This window comes from Hydrogenimonas urashimensis, from assembly GCF_016593255.1.
Classification (GTDB): domain Bacteria; phylum Campylobacterota; class Campylobacteria; order Campylobacterales; family Hydrogenimonadaceae; genus Hydrogenimonas; species Hydrogenimonas urashimensis.
Genome location: NZ_AP023212.1, coordinates 1747862 through 1772410, shown reverse-complemented (window position 1 = coordinate 1772410; position 24549 = coordinate 1747862). Strand labels below are relative to the sequence as shown.

28 protein-coding genes are annotated in these 24549 nt (G+C 54.8%); 6 read left to right on the top strand and 22 right to left on the bottom strand.

Going from position 1 to position 24549, the window contains the following annotated elements:
* The first annotated feature begins 8 nt into the window (after window positions 1–8).
* Genes hisIE through JMG82_RS09080 form a run of 3 tightly spaced genes read left to right on the top strand, consistent with a single transcriptional unit; the run spans window position 9 to window position 1751 of the window.
* Complete coding sequence (gene hisIE, locus JMG82_RS09090) at window positions 9–692, top strand: bifunctional phosphoribosyl-AMP cyclohydrolase/phosphoribosyl-ATP diphosphatase HisIE (RefSeq protein WP_201352433.1); 684 nt, start codon at window positions 9–11, stop codon at window positions 690–692.
* A complete protein-coding gene (locus tag JMG82_RS09085) occupies window positions 685–1209 on the top strand; it encodes a DUF2393 family protein (protein ID WP_236579127.1) in 525 nt (174 codons plus the stop codon). The genes hisIE and JMG82_RS09085 overlap by 8 nt, the downstream gene beginning before the upstream one ends.
* A complete protein-coding gene (locus JMG82_RS09080) occupies window positions 1206–1751 on the top strand; it encodes a DUF2393 family protein (RefSeq protein ID WP_201352431.1) in 546 nt (181 codons plus the stop codon). The genes JMG82_RS09085 and JMG82_RS09080 overlap by 4 nt, the downstream gene beginning before the upstream one ends.
* 97 nt (window positions 1752–1848) lie before the next feature.
* Here JMG82_RS09080 and mnmL read toward each other — a convergent pair whose 3' ends face one another.
* The 15 genes from mnmL to rpmE form a co-directional block, all read right to left on the bottom strand.
* Window positions 1849–2802 carry a tRNA modification radical SAM protein MnmL/YtqA gene (gene mnmL / locus JMG82_RS09075; RefSeq protein WP_236579218.1) on the bottom strand — a complete coding sequence of 318 codons (954 nt, stop codon included), beginning with the start codon at window positions 2800–2802 and terminating at the stop codon, window positions 1849–1851.
* A gap of 73 nt (window positions 2803–2875) precedes the next feature.
* Window positions 2876–4225, bottom strand: coding sequence for an amidophosphoribosyltransferase (gene purF / locus JMG82_RS09070; protein WP_201352429.1), 1350 nt, complete (start codon window positions 4223–4225; stop codon window positions 2876–2878).
* A gap of 1 nt (window position 4226) precedes the next feature.
* Window positions 4227–4994, bottom strand: coding sequence for a 4-hydroxy-tetrahydrodipicolinate reductase (gene dapB / locus JMG82_RS09065; protein WP_201352428.1), 768 nt, complete (start codon window positions 4992–4994; stop codon window positions 4227–4229).
* Window positions 4988–5944: a thioredoxin-disulfide reductase gene (gene trxB / locus JMG82_RS09060; RefSeq protein ID WP_201354364.1), complete on the bottom strand. Its 957-nt coding sequence runs from the start codon at window positions 5942–5944 to the stop codon at window positions 4988–4990. Before trxB ends, dapB begins: the two co-directional genes overlap by 7 nt.
* The gene (locus JMG82_RS09055; RefSeq protein ID WP_201352427.1) at window positions 5944–6405 is read right to left on the bottom strand and encodes a hypothetical protein; all 462 of its coding nucleotides are present in this window, start codon (window positions 6403–6405) and stop codon (window positions 5944–5946) included. Before JMG82_RS09055 ends, trxB begins: the two co-directional genes overlap by 1 nt.
* A 13-nt stretch (window positions 6406–6418) precedes the next feature.
* Window positions 6419–6739, bottom strand: a complete 321-nt coding sequence (gene trxA, locus JMG82_RS09050) for a thioredoxin (protein ID WP_201352426.1) — start codon at window positions 6737–6739, stop codon at window positions 6419–6421.
* A 73-nt stretch (window positions 6740–6812) separates the two neighbouring features.
* The gene (locus JMG82_RS09045) at window positions 6813–7139 is read right to left on the bottom strand and encodes a YraN family protein (protein WP_201352425.1); all 327 of its coding nucleotides are present in this window, start codon (window positions 7137–7139) and stop codon (window positions 6813–6815) included.
* Window positions 7136–9208 carry a molybdopterin oxidoreductase family protein gene (locus JMG82_RS09040; protein ID WP_430408176.1) on the bottom strand — a complete coding sequence of 691 codons (2073 nt, stop codon included), beginning with the start codon at window positions 9206–9208 and terminating at the stop codon, window positions 7136–7138. The genes JMG82_RS09045 and JMG82_RS09040 overlap by 4 nt, the downstream gene beginning before the upstream one ends.
* Window positions 9209–9302: 94 nt before the next feature.
* Entirely contained in the window at window positions 9303–10565 is a 1263-nt protein-coding gene (locus JMG82_RS09035) for a homoserine dehydrogenase (RefSeq protein ID WP_201352424.1), read from the bottom strand.
* 190 nt (window positions 10566–10755) lie between these two features.
* A complete protein-coding gene (locus JMG82_RS09030; RefSeq protein WP_201352423.1) occupies window positions 10756–11973 on the bottom strand; it encodes an LL-diaminopimelate aminotransferase in 1218 nt (405 codons plus the stop codon).
* A 25-nt stretch (window positions 11974–11998) separates the two neighbouring features.
* A complete protein-coding gene (locus JMG82_RS09025; protein WP_201352422.1) occupies window positions 11999–12817 on the bottom strand; it encodes a hypothetical protein in 819 nt (272 codons plus the stop codon).
* Window positions 12814–13674 (bottom strand): hypothetical protein, encoded by an 861-nt coding sequence (locus tag JMG82_RS09020; RefSeq protein ID WP_201352421.1) that lies wholly within the window; start codon window positions 13672–13674, stop codon window positions 12814–12816. The genes JMG82_RS09025 and JMG82_RS09020 overlap by 4 nt, the downstream gene beginning before the upstream one ends.
* Window positions 13667–14350: a 23S rRNA (guanosine(2251)-2'-O)-methyltransferase RlmB gene (gene rlmB, locus JMG82_RS09015; RefSeq protein ID WP_201352420.1), complete on the bottom strand. Its 684-nt coding sequence runs from the start codon at window positions 14348–14350 to the stop codon at window positions 13667–13669. Before rlmB ends, JMG82_RS09020 begins: the two co-directional genes overlap by 8 nt.
* Before the next feature lie 54 nt (window positions 14351–14404).
* Window positions 14405–15268 carry a 16S rRNA (cytidine(1402)-2'-O)-methyltransferase gene (gene rsmI / locus JMG82_RS09010; protein ID WP_236579126.1) on the bottom strand — a complete coding sequence of 288 codons (864 nt, stop codon included), beginning with the start codon at window positions 15266–15268 and terminating at the stop codon, window positions 14405–14407.
* Window positions 15269–15361: 93 nt separating this feature from the next.
* Complete coding sequence (rpmE, locus tag JMG82_RS09005) at window positions 15362–15565, bottom strand: 50S ribosomal protein L31 (RefSeq protein ID WP_201352419.1); 204 nt, start codon at window positions 15563–15565, stop codon at window positions 15362–15364.
* Between the two features lie 226 nt (window positions 15566–15791).
* On the opposite strand from rpmE, the gene JMG82_RS11825 reads away from it, so the two are divergent.
* The 3 genes from JMG82_RS11825 to JMG82_RS11815 are packed head-to-tail and all read left to right on the top strand — an operon-like array spanning window position 15792 to window position 17247.
* The gene (locus JMG82_RS11825) at window positions 15792–16262 is read left to right on the top strand and encodes a type II secretion system protein (RefSeq protein WP_201352418.1); all 471 of its coding nucleotides are present in this window, start codon (window positions 15792–15794) and stop codon (window positions 16260–16262) included.
* Between the two features lie 33 nt (window positions 16263–16295).
* Complete coding sequence (locus JMG82_RS11820) at window positions 16296–16772, top strand: type II secretion system protein (protein WP_201352417.1); 477 nt, start codon at window positions 16296–16298, stop codon at window positions 16770–16772.
* 4 nt (window positions 16773–16776) lie between these two features.
* A complete protein-coding gene (locus tag JMG82_RS11815) occupies window positions 16777–17247 on the top strand; it encodes a type II secretion system protein (RefSeq protein WP_201352416.1) in 471 nt (156 codons plus the stop codon).
* 111 nt (window positions 17248–17358) lie between these two features.
* Here JMG82_RS11815 and JMG82_RS08985 read toward each other — a convergent pair whose 3' ends face one another.
* The 7 genes from JMG82_RS08985 to JMG82_RS08955 are packed head-to-tail and all read right to left on the bottom strand — an operon-like array spanning window position 17359 to window position 24548.
* Window positions 17359–18600 (bottom strand): type II secretion system F family protein, encoded by a 1242-nt coding sequence (locus JMG82_RS08985; protein WP_201352415.1) that lies wholly within the window; start codon window positions 18598–18600, stop codon window positions 17359–17361.
* A 2-nt stretch (window positions 18601–18602) separates the two neighbouring features.
* Window positions 18603–20273: a GspE/PulE family protein gene (locus tag JMG82_RS08980; RefSeq protein ID WP_201352414.1), complete on the bottom strand. Its 1671-nt coding sequence runs from the start codon at window positions 20271–20273 to the stop codon at window positions 18603–18605.
* Window positions 20270–21187 (bottom strand): tetratricopeptide repeat protein, encoded by a 918-nt coding sequence (locus tag JMG82_RS08975; protein WP_201352413.1) that lies wholly within the window; start codon window positions 21185–21187, stop codon window positions 20270–20272. The genes JMG82_RS08980 and JMG82_RS08975 overlap by 4 nt, the downstream gene beginning before the upstream one ends.
* Window positions 21180–21980: an ATP-binding protein gene (locus tag JMG82_RS08970; RefSeq protein WP_201352412.1), complete on the bottom strand. Its 801-nt coding sequence runs from the start codon at window positions 21978–21980 to the stop codon at window positions 21180–21182. The genes JMG82_RS08975 and JMG82_RS08970 overlap by 8 nt, the downstream gene beginning before the upstream one ends.
* Window positions 21977–23530 carry a type II secretion system protein GspD gene (locus JMG82_RS08965; protein ID WP_201352411.1) on the bottom strand — a complete coding sequence of 518 codons (1554 nt, stop codon included), beginning with the start codon at window positions 23528–23530 and terminating at the stop codon, window positions 21977–21979. The genes JMG82_RS08970 and JMG82_RS08965 overlap by 4 nt, the downstream gene beginning before the upstream one ends.
* Window positions 23527–23937, bottom strand: coding sequence for a hypothetical protein (locus tag JMG82_RS08960; RefSeq protein ID WP_201352410.1), 411 nt, complete (start codon window positions 23935–23937; stop codon window positions 23527–23529). The genes JMG82_RS08965 and JMG82_RS08960 overlap by 4 nt, the downstream gene beginning before the upstream one ends.
* Window positions 23934–24548 (bottom strand): type II secretion system protein GspM, encoded by a 615-nt coding sequence (locus JMG82_RS08955; protein WP_201352409.1) that lies wholly within the window; start codon window positions 24546–24548, stop codon window positions 23934–23936. Before JMG82_RS08955 ends, JMG82_RS08960 begins: the two co-directional genes overlap by 4 nt.
* Window position 24549: the final 1 nt, after the last annotated feature.

Sequence of the window (24549 nt, the reverse complement as noted above, 5' to 3'; positions counted from 1 at the left end):
AGAGCGACATGGGTGAGACGGCATTGAAGATCGACTGGGAGAAAACCCCTTTAATCCCGGTCATCGTGCAGGATGCTGAGAGCAAAGATGTTCTGATGCTGGCCTACATGAACGAGGAGGCCTTCAACCTGAGCCGCGATACCGGCTATGCCCACTACTACTCCAGAAGCCGCAAACGGCTCTGGAAAAAAGGAGAGAGCAGCGGGCATACCCAAGAGATTGTCCAGATGCTGCTGGACTGCGACGCCGACACCCTTTTGCTGCGGGTGCACCAAAAAGGGGTCGCGTGCCATACGGGGCGAAAAAGCTGCTTCTTCACCGACATCGAAAAAAACGCCACCCTCACCGAACCCGAGGTGGACACTGCCGCAGCCTACGGCGTCATCGATACCCTCTATCATACGATCCTCGAGCGAAAAGGTGCCGACCCCGATGCTTCCTACACCGCCAAACTGCTTCAGGGAAAAGAGAATTCGATGCTCAAAAAGATCGTCGAAGAGGCCGGTGAGTTCTGTTTCGCGGTCAAAGACGACGACGAAAAAGAGATCATCTACGAGTGTGCCGACCTTGTCTACCATGTTCTCGTGGCACTGGGCAAGAAGGAGATCTCGCCTGATCGCATCAGACAGGAGCTCGCGCGGCGTTTCGGCATGAGCGGCATCGAAGAGAAAAACAGCCGGGCAGATGACTGAGCTTCTTAAACACTACCTTTTTTACACTTTTCACTCGATGACCAAATTTGATGTCATGGCCATCGGGTGGATACTTTTTCTCGCGCTATTGCTTGTGATTCTCGCCATATTCACCAAAAAGAGAAGTTTTTCCTATTTTCTACTTTTTCTGGGGCTTCTGCTTCTTTTCATTGGTCCTCCCGCGATCAAATTTGCCATGGATGGCTACATGCGCGCCGCGGATGTGACGATTGAGCGGATCAAAACCCTCAACTACAGCCATTCGCTTGTCGTGGAGGGCACCGTAAAAAACAGTGGCAAAATCGACTTCAGCTCCTGCGACCTGCTTGTTTTGGTCTATCGTCCGACAAAACCGCTGGGCCGCTGGGCCGCCTACCTCAAACCCCTGAAAGTTCATGCGGAGCACTTCGGCACCTTTTTGGAAAGGGGCGCTTCTAAACCCTTCAGGATAATCGTCGATCATTTCAGGAAGAGTGATGATTTCAACGTGACCGTACAGGCGAGGTGCTATCCATGATCCATTTGACCATTGTCCATTGGCTGGTATTGATCTTCTTCCTGGCCCTTTTTATTCTCCTTGTGGTCATCTCGAAAAAGGAGACGCGCCGCAACGTCTTCTGGTCCATGGTTTTCGCCTCCTTTCTCGTCACGACGACGGCGGCCGTCTTCAGTATGTTCGTTCTCGACAAATATACGAAAAAAGGGAAGCTTCTTGCGATCGAAAACCACAGGATTCTTAGATCGGAAGAGATCGTTTTCAAAGGGCGCGTCCAGAATGTCGGAAAATTCGAGATCGGAGAGTGCCGGCTGACGATCAAGATGATCAACAATCCGGTCGAATCGGGCAAACTGAGCGGAAGCCAGATCTATCAGCCCTCCGGCTTCGGTGATTTCTTCAAATCACGAAAAGAGAACAAATCACGTCCCAATACAGTCAAAAGAGAGTTTATCGTCGCCAAATACCTCGAACCCAACGAGGTGCGGCCCTTTACGGTACGGATGCACTATCCGCCCTACTTCTCCAAAACACGCCTGATCTACAAGCTGCACTGCCATTGAAAGCCTGCCCTCATGGCAGACAGAAGGCCGTTTTGCAATCTTTTGCAATGTTTTGGTTTTCAACGCGCGTTGCAGGAGTGCGGGAGACAATCCGGTCTCAGTAGATATACCCCGCCTCTTTGAGGGCTCGGCGGATACGCTTCATCTGCCGATGTTTGTTGCGGCACCATTCGGGAGCCAGGAGGGTGTCGTCGTCGATGCCGGCGGTAACGCGCTGGATGGAAATGTGAGGTGGCAGCATTTTGATCGATTCGACCAGGAGTCTGATGTATCTCTCCTCGTCGATGGGAGTGAAGCGCTCTTTGAGAAAGTCGATGGCCAGGGCGGTATTTTTCACGACGTAGAGGGGATGGATTTTGATGGAGTCGATGCCCCATGCGATCGATTCCCGGACGGTATCGAGCATCATCTCATCCGTTTCGTTCGGCAGACCGAAAATGACATGGCCGCATACCCGCAGTCCCCGTGCCTTGCTCTTTTTAATCCACTCCCTGACATTGGCGCTGTCGTGTCCCCGGTTGATCGCTTCGAGCGTTTCGTCGTAGATCGACTGGATGCCGTATTCGATCCAGATTTCGTGATCGCGGGAGAGTTCGGCGAGATAGTCGAGAATCTCCTCCGTCACGCTGTCGCTTCGGGTGCCGATGGAAAGGCCGATGCAACCGGGCTGGCGTAGAGCCTCTTCATAGAGCGCTTTGAGCGTTTCGATCGGGGCGTATGTGTTGGTGAACGACTGGAAATAGGCGAGAAATTTCCGTACACCGTACTTGCCGGCCAATCTCTGACTGGTCGCACGGTACTGAATGCGCACCTGCTCGAGCTGTTTTTCCAGCAAAGGGTTTTCTTTGGAGTCGGGGTGCAGATAGAATTTTCGGGAGGCTTTGGCGAGATTGGGACTGAACGATTCGTTCAGGCAGAATGTGCATCCCCCTTTGGCGACGGTTCCGTCGATATTGGGGCAGGTAAATCCCTGGATGCTGAGGGGAACTTTGTAGACATCTTCGCCGAATTTCCTGCGAAAATAGCGTCCGATCGTGAATACTTTTTTCACACTCTCCCTTTGTTGCTGTGTCGATCGGATTATATCCAGACGTTTTTTCAACAGGTTGATATCGGACATCTATTTAGACGATATAATTTCCGTCGAAGCAGGCTTTGCAGTAGTTCTGATCATCACCCACCGCCCGCATCATGCCGTTGATGGAGATGAATGCCAGGGAGTCGGCGCCGATATAGTCGCATACCTCTTCGGTACTCATCTGGGCACTGATCAATTTGTCTTTGTCCGGGGTATCGACTCCGTAATAGCAGGGTCCCGTCGTCGGAGGAGAAGAGATGCGCATGTGCACCTCTTTGGCTCCCGCCTCCTTGAGCATCGAGACGATCTGCTTGCTGGTGGTTCCCCGAACGATGGAGTCATCGATCACGATAAGGCGCTTGCCCTCGATCACCTCCCGAATCGGGCTGAGTTTCATCTTGACTTTCAGGTTGCGAAGTTCCTGGGTCGGTTCGATGAAGGTGCGGCCCACATAGTGATTTCTCATAATCCCGAGCTCGAAAGGGATACCGCTTTGCTGGGAGTAACCCAGTGCCGCCGCTACGCCGCTGTCGGGGACCGGTACCACCATGTCGGCCTCGACGGGAAGCTCCTTTGCCAGTTCGTTGCCCATCCTTTTTCGAAGCGAATAGACATTTTTGCCAAAAACGATGCTGTCAGGCCGCGCGAAATAGATATATTCGAAAACACATTTGTGCGGATTGGGTTCGAACACCTGAATCGATTTCGGAGGTTTCCCTTTTTCGAAAATGATCATCTCGCCAGGCTTCACATCGCGGATGAACTCCGCGCCGACCAGGTCGAAGGCACAGGTTTCGCTGGCGATCATGTACCCGTCACCGAGCCTTGCGATGGAGAGAGGTCGGAAACCGAAACGATCGCGGATGGCGTACATTTTGCTTCGGCTCTGGATCACGAAACTGTAGGCTCCTTCGATTTTGTGCAGGGCGTCGATGATGCGGTCTATCAACCGATCTTTCTCGCTTTTGGCGACCAGGTGGATCATGTTTTCCGTATCCATGAAGGTCTGGAAGATGGCGCCGCGTTTGATGAGCTGGTCACGGACCTCCTGGGCATTGGTCAGATTGCCGTTGTGAACGATGGCAATCTCGCCCAGATCGTAGCGGGCGAAAACGGGCTGGGCATCCAGAATCGAGTCGTCTCCCGCCGTGGAGTAGCGGGTGTGGCCGATGGCCATGTCGCCCTTGAGTTTCTTGATCTTCTTTTCAGTGAAAACCCGTGTCACGAGTCCACGGTCTTTGATCATTTTGAATTTGCCATCCTTGTTGGAGCAGATACCCGCCGCCTCCTGACCTCTGTGCTGCAGGGCGAAAAGGCCGAAAAAGGCGATCTGTGCCGCACCCTTGACGTCGAAAACCCCGACAACCGCACACTTTTCGTTCAAAAACCGTTCCATATCAAAGTCCCAGACAATCGCTGATATCGTAAAGACCTGCCGGCTGGTTCACCAGCCATTTGCAGGCACGCACCGCCCCTTTCGAGAAGGTTTCCCGGCTCGTGGCCGTATGGTTGAGCTCGATGAACTCTCCATCGTTGTAGAATCCGACCGTATGGCGCCCCACCACGTCGCCGCCGCGAATCGCCATGACACCGATCTCCTCTTTTTTTCTTTCACCCGTCATGCCGTCCCGACAGCTGACACGGACATTCTCGAGATCGAGACCCCGCCCTTTGGCAGCGTATTCGGCAAGGGTCAAAGCCGTTCCGCTCGGCGCATCCTTCTTGTACCGGTGATGCTGCTCGACGATTTCGATGTCGAAATCCCCAAGCTTTTCCGCCGTCATCTGCACCAGTTTTTTCAGCAAAGCGATGCCTGCGGACATGTTGGTGGCGTATAGGACCGGCATGATTTCGCTCGCCTCTTCCAGCAGCGCCCGCTGCGCATCATTCAGTCCCGTTGTACCGATCACCAGCGGACGCGGGCGCTCGATCGCCGCTTTAAGAAGCGCTTCGGTCGCTTCCGGCACCGTAAAATCGATGGCGGCATCGCAACTGTCAAGAAAGATCTTCGCGTCGTTGGTCACGACCGAACCCTCTGGCGCATGAAAATCGATACGGTCACGTTCGCACAAGGCGGCGACTTCGGTTTGCGGATCTTCCGAAAGATTTTTTACAAGGAGCTGCCCCACTCGGCCGTTCGCTCCGTAAACTCCGACTCTTAGCATAAGTTCTCCCGATGTAGATATTCGACATAGGCGATCGCGCCGATCGCCGCATTGGCTCCGTCACCCGCGGCGCAGACCACCTGCTTGGGGGCCATCATGCGCACGTCGCCCGCGGCGAAAAGCCCTTCTTCGCTCGTTCTCATCGCCAGATCGACCACGACTTCGCCCCATTCGTTCACGTCGCAGAGAAAAGAGCCGTCGGCCTGTTTGAGCACCTGATTGTTGACATCGTTGCCGACGAACACGAAAACACCCGGCACGGGGATGTCGACGATTTCGCCGCTCTCTTTCTTTTTGACTCTCAGTCCCTGAACACCCATCGCGTCACCATAGACCTCTTCGGGCACGGCCTTGAGGATTGGAACGATCTTTTCGTTTTCAAGAACGCGGCGTACGGTCGAGGGGGCGGCACGAAACTCGTCACGCCGATGCACCAGGTAGACTTTGGAGCATATGTTGGCCAGGTAGAGCGCCTCTTCCAGCGCGGTATCCCCGCCGCCGATGACGGCGACCTCTTTTTCTCTGTAGAAAAAGCCATCGCAGGTGGCGCAGGTACTGACTCCCCGGCCGAAAAACTCGTTCTCGCCCTTAAAACCCGCGCGCCGGGGCGTGCTTCCCGTGCAGACGATGACGCTCTTGGCGCTCACCGATGTCCCGTCGCTCAATTCGATGGTGAAGCAGCGTCCCTGGGGCCGGCTCACACGGGAGACCTCGGCCATCTCGTGCTTGAGACCAAAACGCATGCACTGTTTGGGCCAATCCTGCATTAGCTCCATTCCCGTCACCACCTCGGTGATGCCCGGGTAGTTTTCGACCTCGCTGCTTTGGGTGATCGCCCCGCCGGGCATCCCCTTTTCGTACATCACGACATTTTCGAGACCACCGCGGGTCGCATAGAGACCGGCGGTAAGACCCGCAGGCCCTCCGCCGACTATCGCCAGATCCAACATCATTGTACCTCCAGTAGATAAATCTTGCTTGCCTGTTTGTAAAGGCCCTTTTCGTTCTGCTTTTCGATCATGAAGTAGCTCGGTACTTCCCGGATATGGAATCGGTGGATGATTTTCAGCAGGGTGTTCGTTCCCGCCGTCAGGTAGACAACACCGGGTTCACTCTCTCTGCGCTGCTGATAGAGATCGATCGCCAATACACTGTTCTTCCTTTTCAAAGGCGCCAGCGCCCTGTCGATATCCCCCATGTGCGAACTGTAAATCACGACGATATAGCGTTCTTTTTTCGGTTCGAAGAGTTTGGATTTAGTATAGAGTATCGTCTCTTTGAAATTGATAAATTTGTATTGGGAGTATTTGTAGTTGAAATAGCCGAAAGCGAGAGCGATCATCGCCGCCCCGAAAAAGGAGGCGAAGACATAGGAGAAGGAGAAAAGGGACCTTCTCCTCTCCCGTTTCATCTGCGGTGCGAAATTATTTCAGAAGTGCGTCGAGTTTTTCGGCGAATGCCTGCTTGGAAGCGGCACCGACCATCTGATCGACAACCTGACCATCCTTGAAAAACAGGATGCTCGGAATAGAGCGGATACCGAATTTGATCGCCAGATCCTGCTCTTCGTCCGTATTCACTTTCGCGATTTTCGCTTTTCCTTCGTACTCTTCGGCCAGCTCTTCGATGACCGGTGCGATCATTCGGCACGGTCCGCACCAGGGTGCCCAGAAATCGACCAGTGTCACACCCTCTTTCACCGTTTCGTCGAAATTTCCGCTGTTAAGCTCGATATATTTACCCATATCAGGTTCTCCTTGAGAAAGTTTGTGGACTGATTATACCGGTTAAATCTTTAAAAAAATTTGTTATCGGAGATTAAATCGTTATATTCTCCACCCATTCGCAGGCCGTGCCCCTGACGATCACCGCATCCAGCTGAAAGGGCAGGTCGAGACGGTTTTTTTTGAGGTAGGCTTCGATGGAGCGTATCAGCCTGCCGAGTTTGGCGGGTGTGATGTTGTAGATCGGCTCGAAGGTCGTGCCGCTCTTGACTTCCACGAAACGGAGTACGCCGGCCTTTTCCGCCACGATGTCGATCTCCCCGAACCGCGAATAGACATTGCGGTCGACGATACGGCACCCCTGCCGCATCAGAAATTCGGTAGCGATCGTCTCGGCCCGGTTTCCGACCGCCCGGCTCATGCGGGAAGCACCTCGACCTTGACCGATTTGAAGGCGGCTGTGAGGATCAGCTCGTCGCTCTCGTCGCCAAAAAGGGAGTTGATACGGGAGCGGGCGTGATGGAACGTGACAAAAAGCGTATCGGGCTCTATCTTTTCGCTGAATTTCACCCGCAGCGGAGCGCTCTTTCCGTAACGGCTTCGAAGCACCACGTACTCTGTCTGCGGAAAACGGTCACGATCCCCTTCGCATGCGAGCAAAATATCCTCTTCGTAGCGGCCGTTGAGTTTCCCGCTGCGGCCGCTCTGGGCCGCATTGTTGTACTGTGGCAGCGTCCGGCCCGTCGTCAGATAGAAACCCTCTTTCACCTCCCCCGACTCGACGAGCTCCTCGACCATCCCTCTTGGTTCGTACTGATGGTAAACGTACCGTCCCAGTCCGTCCTCGGTTCTGAAGTCGAGCAGATGGAGCACCGGCGTATCTTCGATGTAGACAGGCCACTGCAATCCCCTTTTGCGGTGCCGTCTCAACCGCAGATAGCTGGCACCGCTGAAACGGCGGTGCGCCACCTCCCGCACCTCGTTCCAGACATCTTCGCTGCTTTTGTAGTCGTAGTCGCCTCCCATCGCGTTGTCGAGCATCTTTATGACCTCCCAGTCATCGGGAAGGTCCGATTCGACCAGCGGCTGCGAAAGATGGAGCCGCCGCATCGCGTTGACGTAGACGCCCTCTTTTTCGTAGGCCGATTTGACCCCGACGACGATGTCGGCCCGTTTGGCGATTTCGGTCATGAAGAGCTCCTGCACCATGATGAAATCGAGTTCCCCCAGCGCCCGGTCGATCTTGTTCTGATTGGGGTGGATGTGGGCGATATCCTCGCCCATATTGAGCAGCGCCTTGATTTTTCCCTCCAGCATCGCGTCGACAAGCTGGGGAGTCATCAGCCCCACCTTTTCGGGCTGCTGGTAATCGGGGGCGTAGTAGGGCAGGCATCCCATGTCACAGGCCCCCTGGACGTTGTTCTGTCCCCGAAGCGGCATCAGACCCGCGCCCGTTTTGCCAATGTTGCCTGTCAGCAGCGCCAGGTGGGTGATCGCCATGACGGCGTAACTGCCGTCGATGTGTTCGGTGACACCCAACCCCCAGAAGATCATCGATTTTTTCAGGGCGTACTCCCGGGCGATGACGGGAATCTTCGTCGCGAGGTGTTCGTATCCGGGGATGGAGCGGAAAAAGAGCGGATCGGCGTAGGGATCGTTCATGATCGCCTCCCGAAAGGCGTCAAAACCCCTCGTCCGCGTCTCGACGAACTTTCTGTTGTAGAGCTCCTCCTCGATGATGACACGCGCCATCATGTTAAGAACCAGCAGATTCGCTTCATGAGGGATGATCGCCCTGTGTTTGGCGTATTTCATCATCTTGATCTCCCGTACGTCGATCACCGCCACATTGTCGTGCAGCCGCGCGGCGTCGATGATGCGGTTGGCGACGATGGGATGCGCCTCGGTGGTGTTGGAGCCGATGATCAGGATGAATTCGCTCTCGTAGATATCGTTGTAGGGATTGGTGGCCGCCCCCTCGCCGATCGTGGCCCGCATCCCCTTGAGGCTGGGGGAGTGGCAGACCCGGGCACAGTTGTCCACGTGGGGGGAGTTCATCGAATCGCGGCAGAATTTCTGGAACAGGTAGGCGCTCTCGCAGCTGGTGCGGGCCCCGCCGATGGCGCAGAAGCTTTCATCCCCGTACTCTTTCCGTATTTCGGTCAGTTTCATGGCCGCCGCCTCCACGGCGGTCTCAAGATCGGTTTCGAACCAGGTCTCATCGAGCTTCTTCAAAGCGCTCCGCACGCGCGCTTCGATGTGAGGGTTTTTTTCCAGGAATCTTCGGGAGATACGCGGGGCTTTTAGTCGATCGCCCGCGTGGACGAAATCGAATCCGTACTTCCCTTTGACGCAGAGCTTCCCCTGACTGACATAGCCATCTTTCTCGGCATAGATTCTTTCTATCCTGTTCCCATCAACCTGGGCGACAATATCGCAGCCGACACCGCAATAGGTACAGACGCTTTCAATTTCCGTATAATCCATCATCCCGGCTCCGCTCTTGAGTTAGGGCAATTATAGTAAAAAATGGAGCGTTTTTCTGAACTTTCGCTTTTTGGTTTTCGTTTTTTGAGCCTATTTGTCAGTTTTCGATGCGTATCATCACGGGACGCTCTTTGACGCTTTCGAGCTCGAAAAGCCGTTTGAGCGCCTCCTGCATCGCCCGCTCTTCGCAGGCATGCGTCGCTAGAAGAAGGGACGCCGATTCCCCGCTTCCGGGTCGCTGAAGCATCGTCTCGATGGATATTCTCTCCTCGCCCATCACCTGGCTCACCTTCGCGAGTACGCCCGGCCGGTCGGCCACCTCGAGGCGCAGGTAGTACTTGCTGACGACAGCCTCTTTTGCAAGAAGTTTCAACCCGCTCTCCAGCGGCCGTTTGAACCCGAGCATCGGGGAGGATTTGCCGCCGCGGGCGATGGCGATGATGTCGCTGATGACCGCGCTCGCCGTGGCGTCACCGCCCGCACCGGGACCGTAGTACATCGTTTCGCCCACTTTGTCGCCTATGACGCTGATACCGTTCATCACACCTTCGACCTTGGCGATCATTTCCCGCTGGGGAACGAGAGCGGGATGGACCCTTAGCTCCACGAACTCGCCCACCTTCTTGGCGATACCCAGGAGTTTGATGGTATATCCGAACTCCTTGGCGAATCCGATGTCCTCCTGTGTGACCGACTCGATTCCCTCGATCAGAATATCTTCGGGTTTCGCATCGATACCGTAGGCGATCGACGCGAGAATCAGCAGTTTGTGCGCCGCATCGAAACCGCCGATGTCGAATGTCGGGTCGGCCTCGGCGTATCCTAGTTCCTGGGCCTCTTTCAGTGTCGGAGCGAAATCGGCCCCTTCCGTCATCATTTTGGTCAGAATGTAGTTGGCCGTGCCGTTGATGATGCCCTTGATCGACTCGATATGGTTGGCACTGAGCCCCTCCCGAAGCGCTTTGATGATCGGGATGCCCCCGGCGACGCTGGCTTCGTATTCGAAAGGGAGGTCGCGGGCCACCTCCTGCAGTTCGTAACGATGATACGCCAGCAGCGCCTTGTTGGCCGTCACCACCGCCTTGCCGTTCTCAAGAGCTTTTCGAACCACCCTGTAGGGCTCTTCGACCCCTCCCATCAGTTCCACGACGATATCGATCTTAGGGTCCTCCAGCACCTCTTCGACCCGGTCCGTGAGGGGAATGTTCACATCCCTGGCGCGTGAAAGATTTCTGACCACACCCTTTTTGACCACGATCTCTTTTCCCGCCCGGGCCGAGATGATATCCCGGTTGTTTTCGAGAATCTGCGCGACACTGGCACCCACCGTGCCGACTCCGATAATGCCTATTTGTACCATTTTCAATGCCTTTTGACTAAAAACTGAAAGTTGACAACTAAAAATTCCGGTCATCCTCTGACGCAGACAATTTTCCCATTCGGTAAGGAAACGGTGCGGCGGTTGACAATTTTTAGTTGTTAACTTTTGGTTTTCGGTTTACACGCAACGGGACCCGCCGCATCGGTGCGGTTTGAACGAAAAGTTCGTTCTAGCGGGCCTCCTTCAACGTTTTGAGAAATCGCTTGATGTTGCGTGCCGCCTGACGGATGCGTTTTTCGTTTTCGATCAGAGCGATGCGGACATACTGATCGCCGTATTCGCCGAAGCCGATGCCCGGGCTGACCGCCACTTTCGCTTCGGTCAGCAGCTTCTTCGAAAACTCCAGGCTGCCCAGATGCAGTGCCTCTTTGGGGATTTTCGCCCAGACGAACATGCTGGCCCTCGGTTTTTCGATGGGCCATCCCGCTTTGTTGAAGGCGTCACAGAGCACATCTCGCCGTCTGCGATACTTTTCGATCGTATTCTGCACTTCGTCCCCGAGTTCGTTGATGGCGATGGTCGCCGCCACCTGAACCGGGGTGAACATGCCGTAGTCGAGCCAGCTTTTGATCTTCTGCAAAGCCCCTACCATTTTGGCATTGCCGACGACAAAGCCGACTCGCCATCCCGCCATATTGTAGCTTTTGGAGAGTGTATAGCTCTCCACCGCCACATCTTTGGCACCCTCCACACTCAGAATCGACGGGGTATCGTAGTCGTCGAAGGTGATATCGGCATAGGCGATGTCGCTGATAATGTAGAACCGCTCCCGTTTCGCCATATCCACCAGCCGCTCGTAAAACGACGGCATCACCGTCGCCGTCGTCGGGTTGTGCGGAAAGTTGACCACGACGAATTTCGGTCGCGGCACCGATTCGACCAGGGCTTTTTTGAGATTGATGAAAAAGAGATCCTCGTCCACTTCGTAATGCTCGTTGAAAACCAGCTCCATCTTCCGTACCGCTCCCCCGGCCAGCATGAAGGCATAGGAGTGGATCGGGTAGGTCGGATCGGGCACCACCGCCGTATCCCCCGGATTGGTGATCGCCTGGACGAGATGGACGTATCCTTCTTTGCTTCCCATCGTCGCCACCGCTTCCGTTTCGGGATCGAGCGCGACCCCGTAGCGGCGTTCGTACCAGTTGCAGATGGCCAGCCGCAGCTTGTAGATCCCTTTGCTCGCCGAATAGCCGTGCGTTTTCGGCTTCTTCGCCGATTCGATGAGTTTTTCGATAATCTTTTCCGAAGGGGGGCCGTCGGGATTGCCCATGCTGAAATCGATCACATCCTCGCCGGCGCGCCGCGCCGCCATCTTCAGCTCGTTCACTTCGGCAAAGACATATTTCGGCAGTCGTTTGAGCTTTTCGAACTCTATTTCGTCAAACATGATTTTCCATTACCTTTTTCGACTCCTATCTCTCACCCCGGGCGCTCAGTTTCACGCCACTGCGCAGATTCTCCAGCGTGAATCGGTCGCCTATCTTCACGTATGCCGCATCCGACGGCAGTCGCAGCCGCACGTAGCGGGTTCTCGTGTCGTTCTGTTTTATCGATAAAATCCGCAGCATTTTATCATAAACGACCACGTCGGCATACCAGTGGGAGCCGGGAAGTTCCTGGATCGTCAGATTTTTGATTTTCGAAACATCGACCCAGACGGGGCGGACAGGCCGGACGATTTTCCTGATATCCCCCGCATGTACCAAGACCGCCTCGATGCGGGCCCGGCTCATATCGATGCGATAGCGCCACTGCCCGCCCTCAAGACGCTGCATATCCACCACTTCCGCTCCTCTTTTCGCGAACCGTTTCGCCATCAGAACCGGATCGGGAACAGCATCGGTCCTGAAAGCCACGCGCCAGATAAAACCGTTGCCATCAAGACGCGCATGGCGGCTCATAAAAGATGCCATGCCCAGACTCCGAAGCACCTCATCCACCGCCTTCATGAAAAAAAGAGGATTCCCGGCCCCGCTTTCGAAAGTGAGTTCGACGGTTTCGAATCGCGGAAGCTTCAGATGAAGCAGGCCGTTCTCTTTCAGAACCGACGCGATTTTCACCATGTCGTAGCCCGAACCGTGCCGGAAGCGGCCATCGTCCTCGAAAAGGAGTGCGATGAGCCGTTTGTGGGAGCGGACAGTCGCATCGTCAAGAAGCAGTGCCGCGCGCTCCACTGCCGAATCGGCAAAAAGCCACAGAGCCGTCAGTGCGATCAAAAAGAACTTTTTCACCAGCCTTTGCCTCCGTTCAGACGCCTGAACTCCTCGGAGGAGATCTCTTTGACCATGCCGTCGTCGATCAGAAAGTAGTGCTTTTTCGCATCGTTGAATTTGAACAGATTGCCGAACGCGTCACTGATCTCGAACCGTCCATGGCCCGTCACCAGCAGTTTTTTCCCCCGCGATTCGATTTCGTAGGGAGATGCCGTCACTTTGGCTCTTCTCTTTTTCGTTTTGAGGTCGATCGTCCCGAACCAGAGTTTCACCACGGGTGTGAGGGCGACATTTTCCAACGGCACGAACGCTTCTTGTTCCTCCGTTTCCTCAGCTGCCTGCGTCACGTTCTCTTCTGCCGCCGCAGGTTCCGTGGCCGCGGGGTTTTCCTCCGCCGGCGGCACGAAGGCTTCCGCCGCGGCCTCTTGCTTCTTCTCTACCGGCACGGGGGCCCGAACATCGGCAGCGGATGCCGGCGCAGCGGGTGTTTGGAGGCTCTTTTTTTCAACCGTCCGGTTCTCGTCGGGATGGGAGAGAAACTCTTTTTTCAAAACGTATCCGCCCAGAAGCAAAACGGCGATCACGAGCCCAAGGAGAATCCACTTTTTCGATGTGCCCTCCTCGATCTTCTCCTCTTTCAGGAAAATCGGTTCGGGATTGGAAGGCAGGTCTTTGAACCATGCATCGACCTCCGCTTTCAGATCGTCGAAGTTTTCGCCGAACTCTCTTTCAAGAATCCGCACGAACCCATACGCCTGCGGCCGTGTCAATCCTTCGAAATTCTTCTCTCTCAGCTTTTCGAGATTTTTTCTCGAAATTTTCGTTCGGTTGACGACCACTTCGATGCTGTATTTTTCCAATATCGTCTCAAGCATGTCCCATCCTGTAGATCAGTATCGCCGCAGCGGCACTTACATTCAACGAATCGAATGGCCGGGCCATTTCGATCGTCACTATCTTGTCCATCTTCTCCAACGCCCTTTTCGGTATGCCGCTCCCTTCGCTTCCGAGAACGAGAACGCGGCGGGGAGCCACTTCGACGGTTTCGATGGATTGGCCGCCAAGGCCCGCTCCGTAGAGCGTGAAGCCCGACTGTTTCAACTCGTTGAGAAGGTCGAGCAGATTGGGCGCGATCGCCACCGGCAGGTCGAACATCGCACCGGCGCTCGCCCGGACCACCGCTTCGCTCTGCAGCTGCCCGACCCCGGCCGCCACCACCCCGTCGGCACCCAGGGCGTAGGCGGTGCGGATGATCGCTCCGATGTTTCCCACATCGGTCAATCCGGCGAGCACCACGAGAAACGCCATCTTCTTTAAAGGAGCGATCCCGCTGTATCGATAGGGTTTGATATCGCACAGCCACCCCTGGTGGTTGCCGCCTCTGGCCAGCGCCTGCGCCTTTTTGGCATCGACGCGTTCGATCGGCTTCCCGATTCCGGAAATTTTTCCGAAATCCTTTTTGTCGATCTCTTTGGCCAGCAGAAAACGGTTGATCAGTTCGGGATGACGTTCGATCAGAAATTTACAAATCTGTTTGCCGTAGACTATCATGGAGAGATTTTATCGAAAATAATATTAGGGGGGTGTTAGAGCCCGTTTTCGGATTCACGACCCCCGCTTTCTGACAATCTCTTCGTAGCACTCCCTTACACTCCGTCCCGTCGCCCTGGCCAGCAATTTCGCCTTCTGTTTGGGCGGAATATCCATCGCCTCGATGTCGGCGGTGTCGATGCCCGCCCCTTCCTGCCGGGCTTCATCCGGGGAGAGGATGACGACCCACTCTCCTTTGAGCAAAGAGCCGGTGATCGCCTTTTTCAGTTCGGCCGGTCTGCCCTTGAAAAAACGCTCGTGTCTCTTGGTAATCTCCTTGGCGACAAAAACCGTACGCGAAGGCACCATGGCATCCAGCGCGTCCAGAAGTTTTTCCATCCGGTGCGGAGCCTCGTAGAGAATGACCGGATAGCGCGCTTTCACCAAATGGGTCAGCTCGCTCTCCCGCGCCTTCTCTTTGTGGGGGAGAAACCCGTAGAAGATAAATTGCGCAAAAGGAAAGCCGCTGGCCGCGTAGGCCGTCGCGAAAGCCGAGGGACCCGGCAGAACGGTGTAGTCGACTCCATGCTCCTGGCACCAGGCCACCAGCATCGCGCCGGGATCGCTGATACAGGGCATGCCCGCATCGCTGACATAGACCACACGGCGGTCGAAAAAGTCGGGAGAGAGAGCGGCGAGCCTCTCTTTTTCGTTGTGGCTGTGGAGCGAAATGAACTTTTCGATCCGGTGCTTGAGCCCGAACCGTTCGGATAGAAGATGCAGGAGTCTTTTGGCGACGCGGGTATCTTCGCAAAGAAGAATCTCCGCCTCTTCCAGGACACGGAGCGCGCGAAGCGAGATGTCTTCGATATTGCCGATGGGAGTGGGAAGAAGAGTCAGCACAACGGCAAGCCGCTGCCCGAAATCGTCAATCGGCAACGGAAGATCGCAAGCAGATTCTTTTCCGCCCTTTCCGTTTTGCGATTCACGATTTCCGATTTTAGGATATGGCGCAAAAGCTACGCCATCTCGTTATTTTCCCAGTTTGTATTTGTTTTTGAACTTCTCGACACGACCGGTCGCGTCGACGATCTTCTCAGATCCTGTGAAGAACGGGTGGCACGCGTTGCAGATGTCCACGCGCATTTCGGGTTTGTTGGAGAGTACCGTAAAACTGTTGCCGCAGGCACAGCTTACATGGCATTCCATATACTCGGGATGGATCCCTTTTTTCATGTTGGTTCCTTCATGTATAGATTTGGCGTCGTATACAACAGCGGCTCGACAATGTACGAGACCGCTGCTACATAGGGGGAGGGATGAAATTATACTCGAAAGATGAAAAAATTGCAAATAGCTCCATTGGTCCACCACATCGGCGAAAGTGCATGAACCTCTTAACATCTTCGATCGAATGGCCGATATGGTTTCTTGTAAAAGAAATCTGCACAGGAGTTTACAGATGCGCAAAGGTTTTACCCTTATCGAACTGATTTTCGTCATCGTGGTGATCGGCATTCTCTCCGCCGTCGCACTTCCGAGATTCACCCATCTCAAACAGAATGCCGAAGTCTCCAATATGGTCAAAGCCTATACAGCACTTTCGACGAGCGGGTCGTCCGCCTACCTGAACGCGACCGAACTCAATGGTATGACACCCGCAGAGGTGAGCATGGAGACGTTGATGAAAATCTCCCCGATCAACCCCAACACCGGCAAAGGTTGGTGGCGATACAACGAAGACTATTTCCGATACTACATCGATCCTTCCAAATATATGCAGTTCAGATATATGAACAATGGACAGGTTCAGATTTATACCTACATAAATGGTGCCAACAAAGACGTGTACCAAAACGCCCTGAACAAGAAACTGGGCCTGACATTCAGTAACGAGAGAAACACGACAACCATCGATTTGACAACGGAGTAGGGGCCACTTTTTTAAAAGCGCAAAGGACTATCAATGATGAAACGCGGGTTTACACTCATCGAACTGATCTTCGTGATCATCGTCATCGGAATTTTAGCAGGCGTCGCCCTGCCGAAACTGCAGCACATGAAGCAGAACGCGGAAGTGACCAGCGTCTTCAAGATCGTGCAGGATGCCCTCTCTTCCGTCCCGCCCGCCTACATCAACCTGATGGATCTCAACGGCACGGAAGCCAGAATCAGCGAAATCTACGAAATCAAAGGTTCTCCCTACTGGCGTATCGACAGAAACTACAACGCCTCCTCCGACGCGTGGCTCTATATCAGCCCGCAGGGTGATCTCAACGCCACGATCACCATCGACCACAGCCTAAATCCCCCGGTGCTTTTCACACGGATCGATGTGGAATACAATGCGAACAATCCCAAGTACCAGAAGATGAAACGGCTCGTCGCGCCGTTTGACAACACGTTCGACGGCCACTACACGGTTACGATAGAGCTGCAGTAGCACCATGCGCGCTTTCACACTGATCGAACTGATTTTCGTCATCGTCCTGATCGGCATACTGAGCGTCGTGGCGCTGCCGCGCTTCACCGGAATGCGCGACAACGCAAAGATCGCCTCCGAACTCTCGACCGCCGCGTCCGTGCAGACCGCCATCGACGCCTGCCACGGCGAATGGATCATCAACGAAGGAGCTTTCGTATGCGGCAAAGATATCGATCCTTCGGACAGCACCCAGTTCGACCAGAGCAACGGATTTCCCCTCGTCCTGGGAAGCGACGACACCCATCCTCTCAACCGTATTCTGAAAAACGCCGACAATATCAAATGGGTCAGAGACAGCGCGGGGCATTACAGAGGGCCCGCCTCGAACAATGGCGTCAAACCGAAAAACCCCGATGTGGCGGGCAAACCGGACGGCAACGACTACTGGGAATACAATGCGGCCTCCGGGGAGTTCCGCCTGATCGACAACTGATCCTTCTCACATCTCCGTGATCTTCTTGATCACCCAAAATCCAAACGCCAGTATCAGCGTACTCATAACCGCTATCGTGATCGTACCGATTTCGCTCTCCATGCTCCTCTCCTACATTCCCATCGCTTCGGCCATGCTCCACATCGGAAGAAAGATTCCCAGAGCGAGCAGGAGAACGAACCCCGCGATCGCCGAAATGAGAATCGGTTCGATCATCGAGGCGACGTTGTCGACGAGGTATTGGTACTTCTCCTGATAGTATTTGGTGACCTTCTCGAGCATCGTCGTCAGCGCACCCCCCTGTTCTCCCGCTTTGACCATCTGGTTGATCATGTTGGCGAACATGCCGCTCTCCTCGAACCCGCTGAAGAGGGGACGCCCCTCCTCGATGGCACGCCGGATCGACGCGAGTCTCTGCCGCATATAGGCGTTGTCCACGACACCGATCGCCGCGTCGAGCGCATCGGTAATCGGGATTCCCGCATGCATCAGCACGTTGAAAATATAGATGAATCGCCCGATCATCGCGTAGTGGGTGACTTTTCCGACGATATAGACTTTCAGCAGCCAGCGGTCAGCCTCCAGACGCACGGCGGGATACTTTCTGTACATATGGGAGAAGAGCATCACGAGCAGTACCGCTCCTCCCAGGATATAGGGACCGTAGCGGGTCACCGCATGCTCGATCCACAGCAGCAGCTGTGTTGGATAGGGAAGCTCCGCCCCACTGTCGGAAAAGACCTCCTGAAACTGCGGAACCACCATCACGATGACGACGACGAAAGCGATCATCATGGCGGTGATCGTAAAGAGGGGGTAGCGGGTCGCCTTGACGAGCTGCCGGCGGTTCTGCAGAATCCGCTCCAGTATGTCGGCCAGCTTGGCGATCGATTCCGAAAGCGTCCCGGTCTGCTCGCCCAGATGGAACATGGAAAGGGAGAGATTGCCGAGCTGCCTTTTGAAAGGTTTGACAGCGTCGCTCAGGCTTACACCGCTTTCGATATCCCGCAGCATCGATGTCAGTATCGCCCGGAGCATCTCGTTGTCGGTTGATCGGACCGCCTCTTCGATACACTGGTTGATCGGCATCCCGGCATCGAGCATGACATGGATCTGGCGCAGCGAGGCGATATAGGGCTCCTGCACCACCCGTTTGTTCCGCAGGGGGGAACGAAGCTCATCGATCTTCTGCCGGATCGTCAGCGAAAGGGGCTTGGAGACCTCCCTGACCGAAAGCATGACGCCCAGCGTCATCTGCTGAAACCGCCGAATCGCGTCGATCTTCGATTCGGACTCCAGAACGATCGCCTCTTTTTGTCGGCTCCGGCGGTACTCGATACGGAAATAACGCATTCTCAGCTCCGTGTGACCCTCAAAATCTCATCGAGCGTCGTAACGCCCTTTGCCGCCTTCTCGATGCCGTTTTCTATCATTGGCTGGTAGACCCCGCGTTCCTGCGCGATCCTGGCGATCTCGAGTTTCGTCGCACCTTCCGATATCTTCTGGGCCACCTCTTCGTCGACCCGAAGGATCTCGACGATGAGCGTCCGGCCCATATAGCCTGTCATTTCGCATTGCGGGCACCCCGTCCCTTTGTAGAACGTGGGATTTTCCGGCAACCATCTCTCCACTTTCTGCAAAAGGTCGCGATGCGGTTTCACTTCGGTTTTGCAATAGGGGCATATTTTCCGCACGAGCCGCTGAGCGACGATGGCGATCAGGGCGTCGGCGATCAGATAGGGTTCCAGACCCATCTGAACCATTCGGCTGATGGCACTCGGCGCATCGTTGGTATGGAGCGTGGAGAAGACAAGATGTCCCGTCAGCGACGCCTGGGCGGCCGCGTTGAGGGTCTCGATATCGCGAATCTCCCCGACCATGATGATATCGGGATCCTGCCGAAGAAACGATTTGAGCGCTTCGGCGAAAGTGAATCCGATCTTCTCGTTGACCTGAACCTGCTGGATAAGCGGCAGCTGGTATTCCACAGGGTCTTCGATGGTCAGCACTTTGTTCTCTATGCTCTTGACCTCGTTGAGCGCGGCGTAGAGGGTCGTCGTTTTGCCGCTTCCTGTGGGACCTGTCAGCAGCACGATACCATAAGGCTGATGGATCACATCCTGGAACGTCTTGAGGTTTTCATCTTCAAAACCGAGTTCCGACATTTTGAGCAGGACCTTCTGCTGGTCCAGAATTCGCATGACGATCGACTCCCCATGCAGCGTCGGCGTCGTCGAAAGTCTGAAGTCGTACTCTTTGCCGTCAATGACCAGCATGAAACGGCCATCCTGGGAACGCCGGCGTTCCGAAATGTCGAGATTGCCCAGAATCTTGATGCGTGACGCAAGGGCCGTATAGACCTCCAGGTCGAAGATGAAAGTCTCGTGAAGGACCCCGTCCACCCGCGCGCGGATGGAGACATCATGATCGTCCGGCTCGATATGAAGATCGCTGGCATTGCGCAGTGTCGCATCGCGAATGATCAGACGGATCAGCTTGAGTACCGCACTCTCCTCGCTCTCGTTTTTGATGCCGTGATGCTTGATCTCCCGTTTCACCTCCTCCACGATCGACTTGGTATTGTGGATGATCTCCAGACGCTGGAAGATATGGAGGATATCCCCCTTCATCGCCATATAGAGTTTCAGAGGCTTGGTCACGACGGAGCGTTCGAGCACCTCCAGCGCATCGTAATTCAACGGATCGGACGTCGCGACATAGATATACTCTTCATCCTCTTTAAAAGGAATCGCCCAGGCATTTTTGAGTACCTGTATCGGAAAGCGCCCCAGCAGTTTGAAATCGAGCTCGATGCCATAAAGATCGATGAATTCCAGATGCAGCTGCTCCGCCAGCTGCTCGGCAATCTCCCTCTCGGTTACGAATCCTTCATCGACCAGTATCTCTCCCAGTCTTTTCGTGAAATTGCTTGTTTTTTGAACCGCAAGCGCGTGCTGCAACTGGCTTTCCGTTACAAGCCCCTTTTCGACCAGCAGGTCACCGAGTCGGATCTTCTGTCGTATCATTTTTCTCTCTTCTCCCCGTTCAGCGGACCTCTCTTTTTCGACTCTTCGGATCTCTTTTCCTCTTTGCGCCACGAAAGCAGAAGGGATTTGGCTTTGATGGAATCCCTGTAGTCGAGATAGAGCCTCAGTATCCTGATCGCCCGAGCCCTGTTCCCCAAGGCGTACTCCGATTTGGCATAAAGAATCCACGCCTCTTCATCGTCACGGTCTATCAGGTTGGCTTTGCGTGCCCAGAGCGCGGCATTTTCGAAGTCGTTTCCGGCGTAGTAGATCGTCGCTATTTTCAACGCCGTGGCATACTTCGGAAATTTTTCGTGCTGGCGGATCAGCGCATCCAGGTCCTGCACTTCCCGTACCTGCAGTAACGGTTTGGTCGTTGCGCTTTCCAAAGGCGCCGCTGCCGCAGGATTTTTCGCGGCACCCTTTTTCACATGCCGCCGATGGGCCGGCTCCGCCCGTTTTTCGCTCAAAGCGGCTTTTTTTTCAGAGGAGACGGCAGGGGCCGAGACTGCGGTAGGGGCGCTTTTTGCCGCCGGCAGATTCCGGGGAGAGGGGGAAGCGGTTTTCTCCGCCTTGGTCAGCGTGCGCATCTCCCCTTTCACCAGCCTACCCTCGCCCTCTCGTTGCCAAAGAGAGGGTTCCGGGTTGGACACTTTCGCCCTTTTCACCCTCTTTTGTTCCGTTTTCTCCGCTTTTTTCATAGGTTTTAAGAAAGGATGCGGCACCGCCGCACCCTCTTTTTCTTGCATCGCATCCCTTCCGACGGACAAAAATGTGTCGCCCGATTTATACAGATAGAGCCATCCTGCCCCCGCAAGAAGCAGCAAAAACACGACGCCCCCGCTCCATTTCAACCAGCTCTTTCTTCGACGCCTTGCGCATTTGGCCCTGAGAGTTTCGAAGCGGTTATGCATCGATAAGCCCCAGATCGATCGCGGCCATGTCGAGCAGGCAGCGGTTGAGAGTCCGATACCGCTTCATTCCGTTGCTCTTTGCATAGCCCATCAGTTCGAACAGTACCTGCGCCATCCGTTTGACATGCCTGAAATTGCCGGCACTGTAGCGGTGAATGCGTTTGGCGCTCTTTTTGTCGATCATCGTGGCGATCTCGCCCAGCCCCTCTTTAAGAAGAGTGGTCGTAAGATATTCACCCACCTCGACCGCATCCAGCCTGCCGATCTCCACCACCCTGTGGCTTCGGGATTTGAAGTGGGGTTTTTCAAGAATGGCCTCCCCCTCCTCCTTGTGCATCGAAAGAAGCAGACGAAACGCTTTGGTGTCCGACAGAATACGCAGAAACTCAAAAGAAGATTCGTCCATCAGCTGCGCCTCGTCGATCATGATCAGATGTTCATGTTCCCGAAAATGGTCCGCTGCCCGCTTTTTGAGTTCTTCGGGCTCTCCCCTTTCGTCGACTCCGCTCGCCTTGAGAAGATGCCGTAAAAAGGATACAGGATCGGAAAAAGGCTCGTTCAGATGAATCACGATCCGATCATCGCCCGATTCCCAAAGAGCGTTTTTGATCGTATGGAGCATTTTCGTCTTGCCCACTCCGGGGTCACCCAGCAAAAAGACCGGTTTCCTTTCGCTCTCGTTTATCAGTCCCAGAAGTGTCATTTTCGAAAGTTCGGAACTGGCCGCTTCAAAATAGTCGTCCCGGTCGACGCGATCTTCAAAAAGTCTGGAGGCTTTTTGAAAATCGTTCATCTCTCTTCTCCCTCCATCTGAAGCGCCTCGTCAATGGAAGGCACTTCCGTGCCGTCGACGATACGGGGTGTGATAATGACGATCAGCTCCACCTTCTGCATTTCGGTGCCGGTATGGTGAAAAGCCCGGCCAAGCAGCGGTATGTCTCCAAGCAGCGGCACCTTCGTGTTCGAGTTGATCACCCGTTTGCTGATGAGTCCGCCGATTACGACCTTGTGGCCGTTTTTGACCTTGACGATGGATGTGAGCTGCTTGATTTTCACATCCGGCGGCATCTGGCGCACCGAGGAGTCTTCGTCCGTATTGAGAGGACTGCTCGGGAAGTCCCCCTCTTCGGGCTGAGGGTTGTAGTCAAGTCCCTCGTTCCGACGAATCGGTTCGCTGACGACAGGATTGATTTTGAGGATGATGAATCCGTCGTCCGTCACTTCCGGGACGATATTGAGCGTCAGACCGACGAACACCGAACCGATCGTATAGGTGTTGGTGCCCACAGGATTGCCGGTAGTGGTCGTCGTAATGGCGCCGGTTTGGTATTTGTAGTTGATCTGGTCTCCCACATTGATGACCGCCGGCTGGTTGTTCAAGGTCATCACCTTGGGATTGGAGATCGTGTGGACATCCCCGTAGCGCTGCAGAAAACTAAGAAGCCCGTCCATCGTAAACTGGTACCCGAGCTTGTACCCCTCGGGAAGCAGGAAGGCATCCCCTTTGCGGGCCAGTCCGCGGAGCTTCAGGTCGAACCGGCTCCAATCCACTCCCGTCGTATTTTTGTCGGCGTACCGCAGCTCGATCAGATTGGCTTCCAGCATGATCTGCTTGTGGAGGCGTCCTGTGACATGATTGATATACTCCTGCACACGTTCGATCTGCCGCTTCGTGCCCGTGACGGTGACGATACCTGCCTCCTTGTTGATCAGCGATTTGCTCCGGACCCTGTGGCTGTCTTCGTCCCTCTGCAAAATGGCGTCGATCTGCTCCTTGAAATTGTCCCAGAATTTGAACTCCGTCACCGTTTTGATCGTGGTGTAGTCGGAATTGTCGCCGCCGTTTTCGTTGCCGTACCCCGATCCGTACCCGCCGCTTCCGGTGTTGCCGTAGCCGCCACCCCCCCCGTAGGTGTTGTAGTTGTCGTTGTTGTTCGAAGCGCCCACCGTGATCGACTTGATCGACTCCGTTTTGAGTTCGCTCAGGTTGACGTAGTCGATATGGAACGACTTGGTCTCGATGTAGGAGATGGTGAGGATCCTCCGTTGCGGGTCGTAACGGTAGAACATATTGTGTTCGTCGAAAAGAAAGGAGAACATTTCGTCGAGTGTATAGTCATGGATATGGACCATTTCCAAAGGCGTTCGTACGACTCTTTTGGCCTCCTCGTCGGAGAACATGACGCTGAATTCGCAGGTGTCCGCCAGATTCCGGACGATGTCGAAAATGGTGATGGGGCCGTTCTGCGCGCCGGTGGAAAACGAGAAGAGTTTGTTCTGACAATCGACCGACCCGAAAAGCACAAGTGCCGAAAGCATCAGCGCGGCGAAGATCCGTTTCATGGTTGTTTATCCTTGATCTGCAAGAGTTTTCTTTCACGTTTCAAAGGAAGCAAAAGCCTTTTGTTCCCCTCTTTGACCACAATGCCGTCGGCGCGGACATCGATGATTCGGTATGAACCCACACGGCTTCCTTTTCCTACCCATCGGCCGTTGACGAATGCCTTGTCGTTCATGACGGCGGTTACCCGGATCGTTGTCCTGCGCACTTTCGGCGGCACCCTTGGGCCACTCTTTTTCATCAGCGGTTCGGCACGTTTGAAAGGGTCGTACACTTCGTAGTCGGGCGTCGGAGGCAGGCGCCAAGCCCCCACCTTCTCGAACTTTTTCACAATGGTTCCGACATCGATCCCGCTTGCGGCACAAAGGGAGAGCGCCGAGGCGAAAAGAAGAGCGGCGAAAAATTTCACAGTTTCGCTCCGTAACTCACTAGATCGAGATGGAAAAGGGTCTCGTTCTTCTTGTCGAGCCCAATTTTCACCCCTTCGACTTTGAGAAGAGCATTGAAGCTTTCGATATAGTGGATCAGTCTCACGATATCCGGAAAATCTCCCGCACCGTCGATACGGACACGCTTTCTTCTTTCGATCATCGGCGAGACCCCGCCTTTATCGTCGGAGCTTTCGATCAGATCGATGCGCAGGCCGAGTTCGACCGAGCGTTTGAGCACCCGGTCAAGCATCTCCAGGAAACTCTTCTGCTCGAACCAGATGAAATCGAGCCGTTTCGCCCGACTCTGAAGGTAGCGTTTCGCCGCCGCTGTCTCCTGAACTTTTTCTTCAAGTTCCATTCGCCTCTTTTTGACCTCTTCCAGCTTTCTTTCGATTCGGCGCAGATCGACCGCGGCGATCTTCTGCTCGAGCTGCCGGCACTCCATCCGCGCCGCGTCGATCTGCTCCCCTAATGGTTCGATCCATCCGTACCATCCGAGCGCCACGATCATCAGTGCCGTCCCGGCCGTGAGGGCCATCCTTTTGGCCGGAGGGAACGCTTCCAGCTGGCTTTCGGTCTCCCGGAGCATC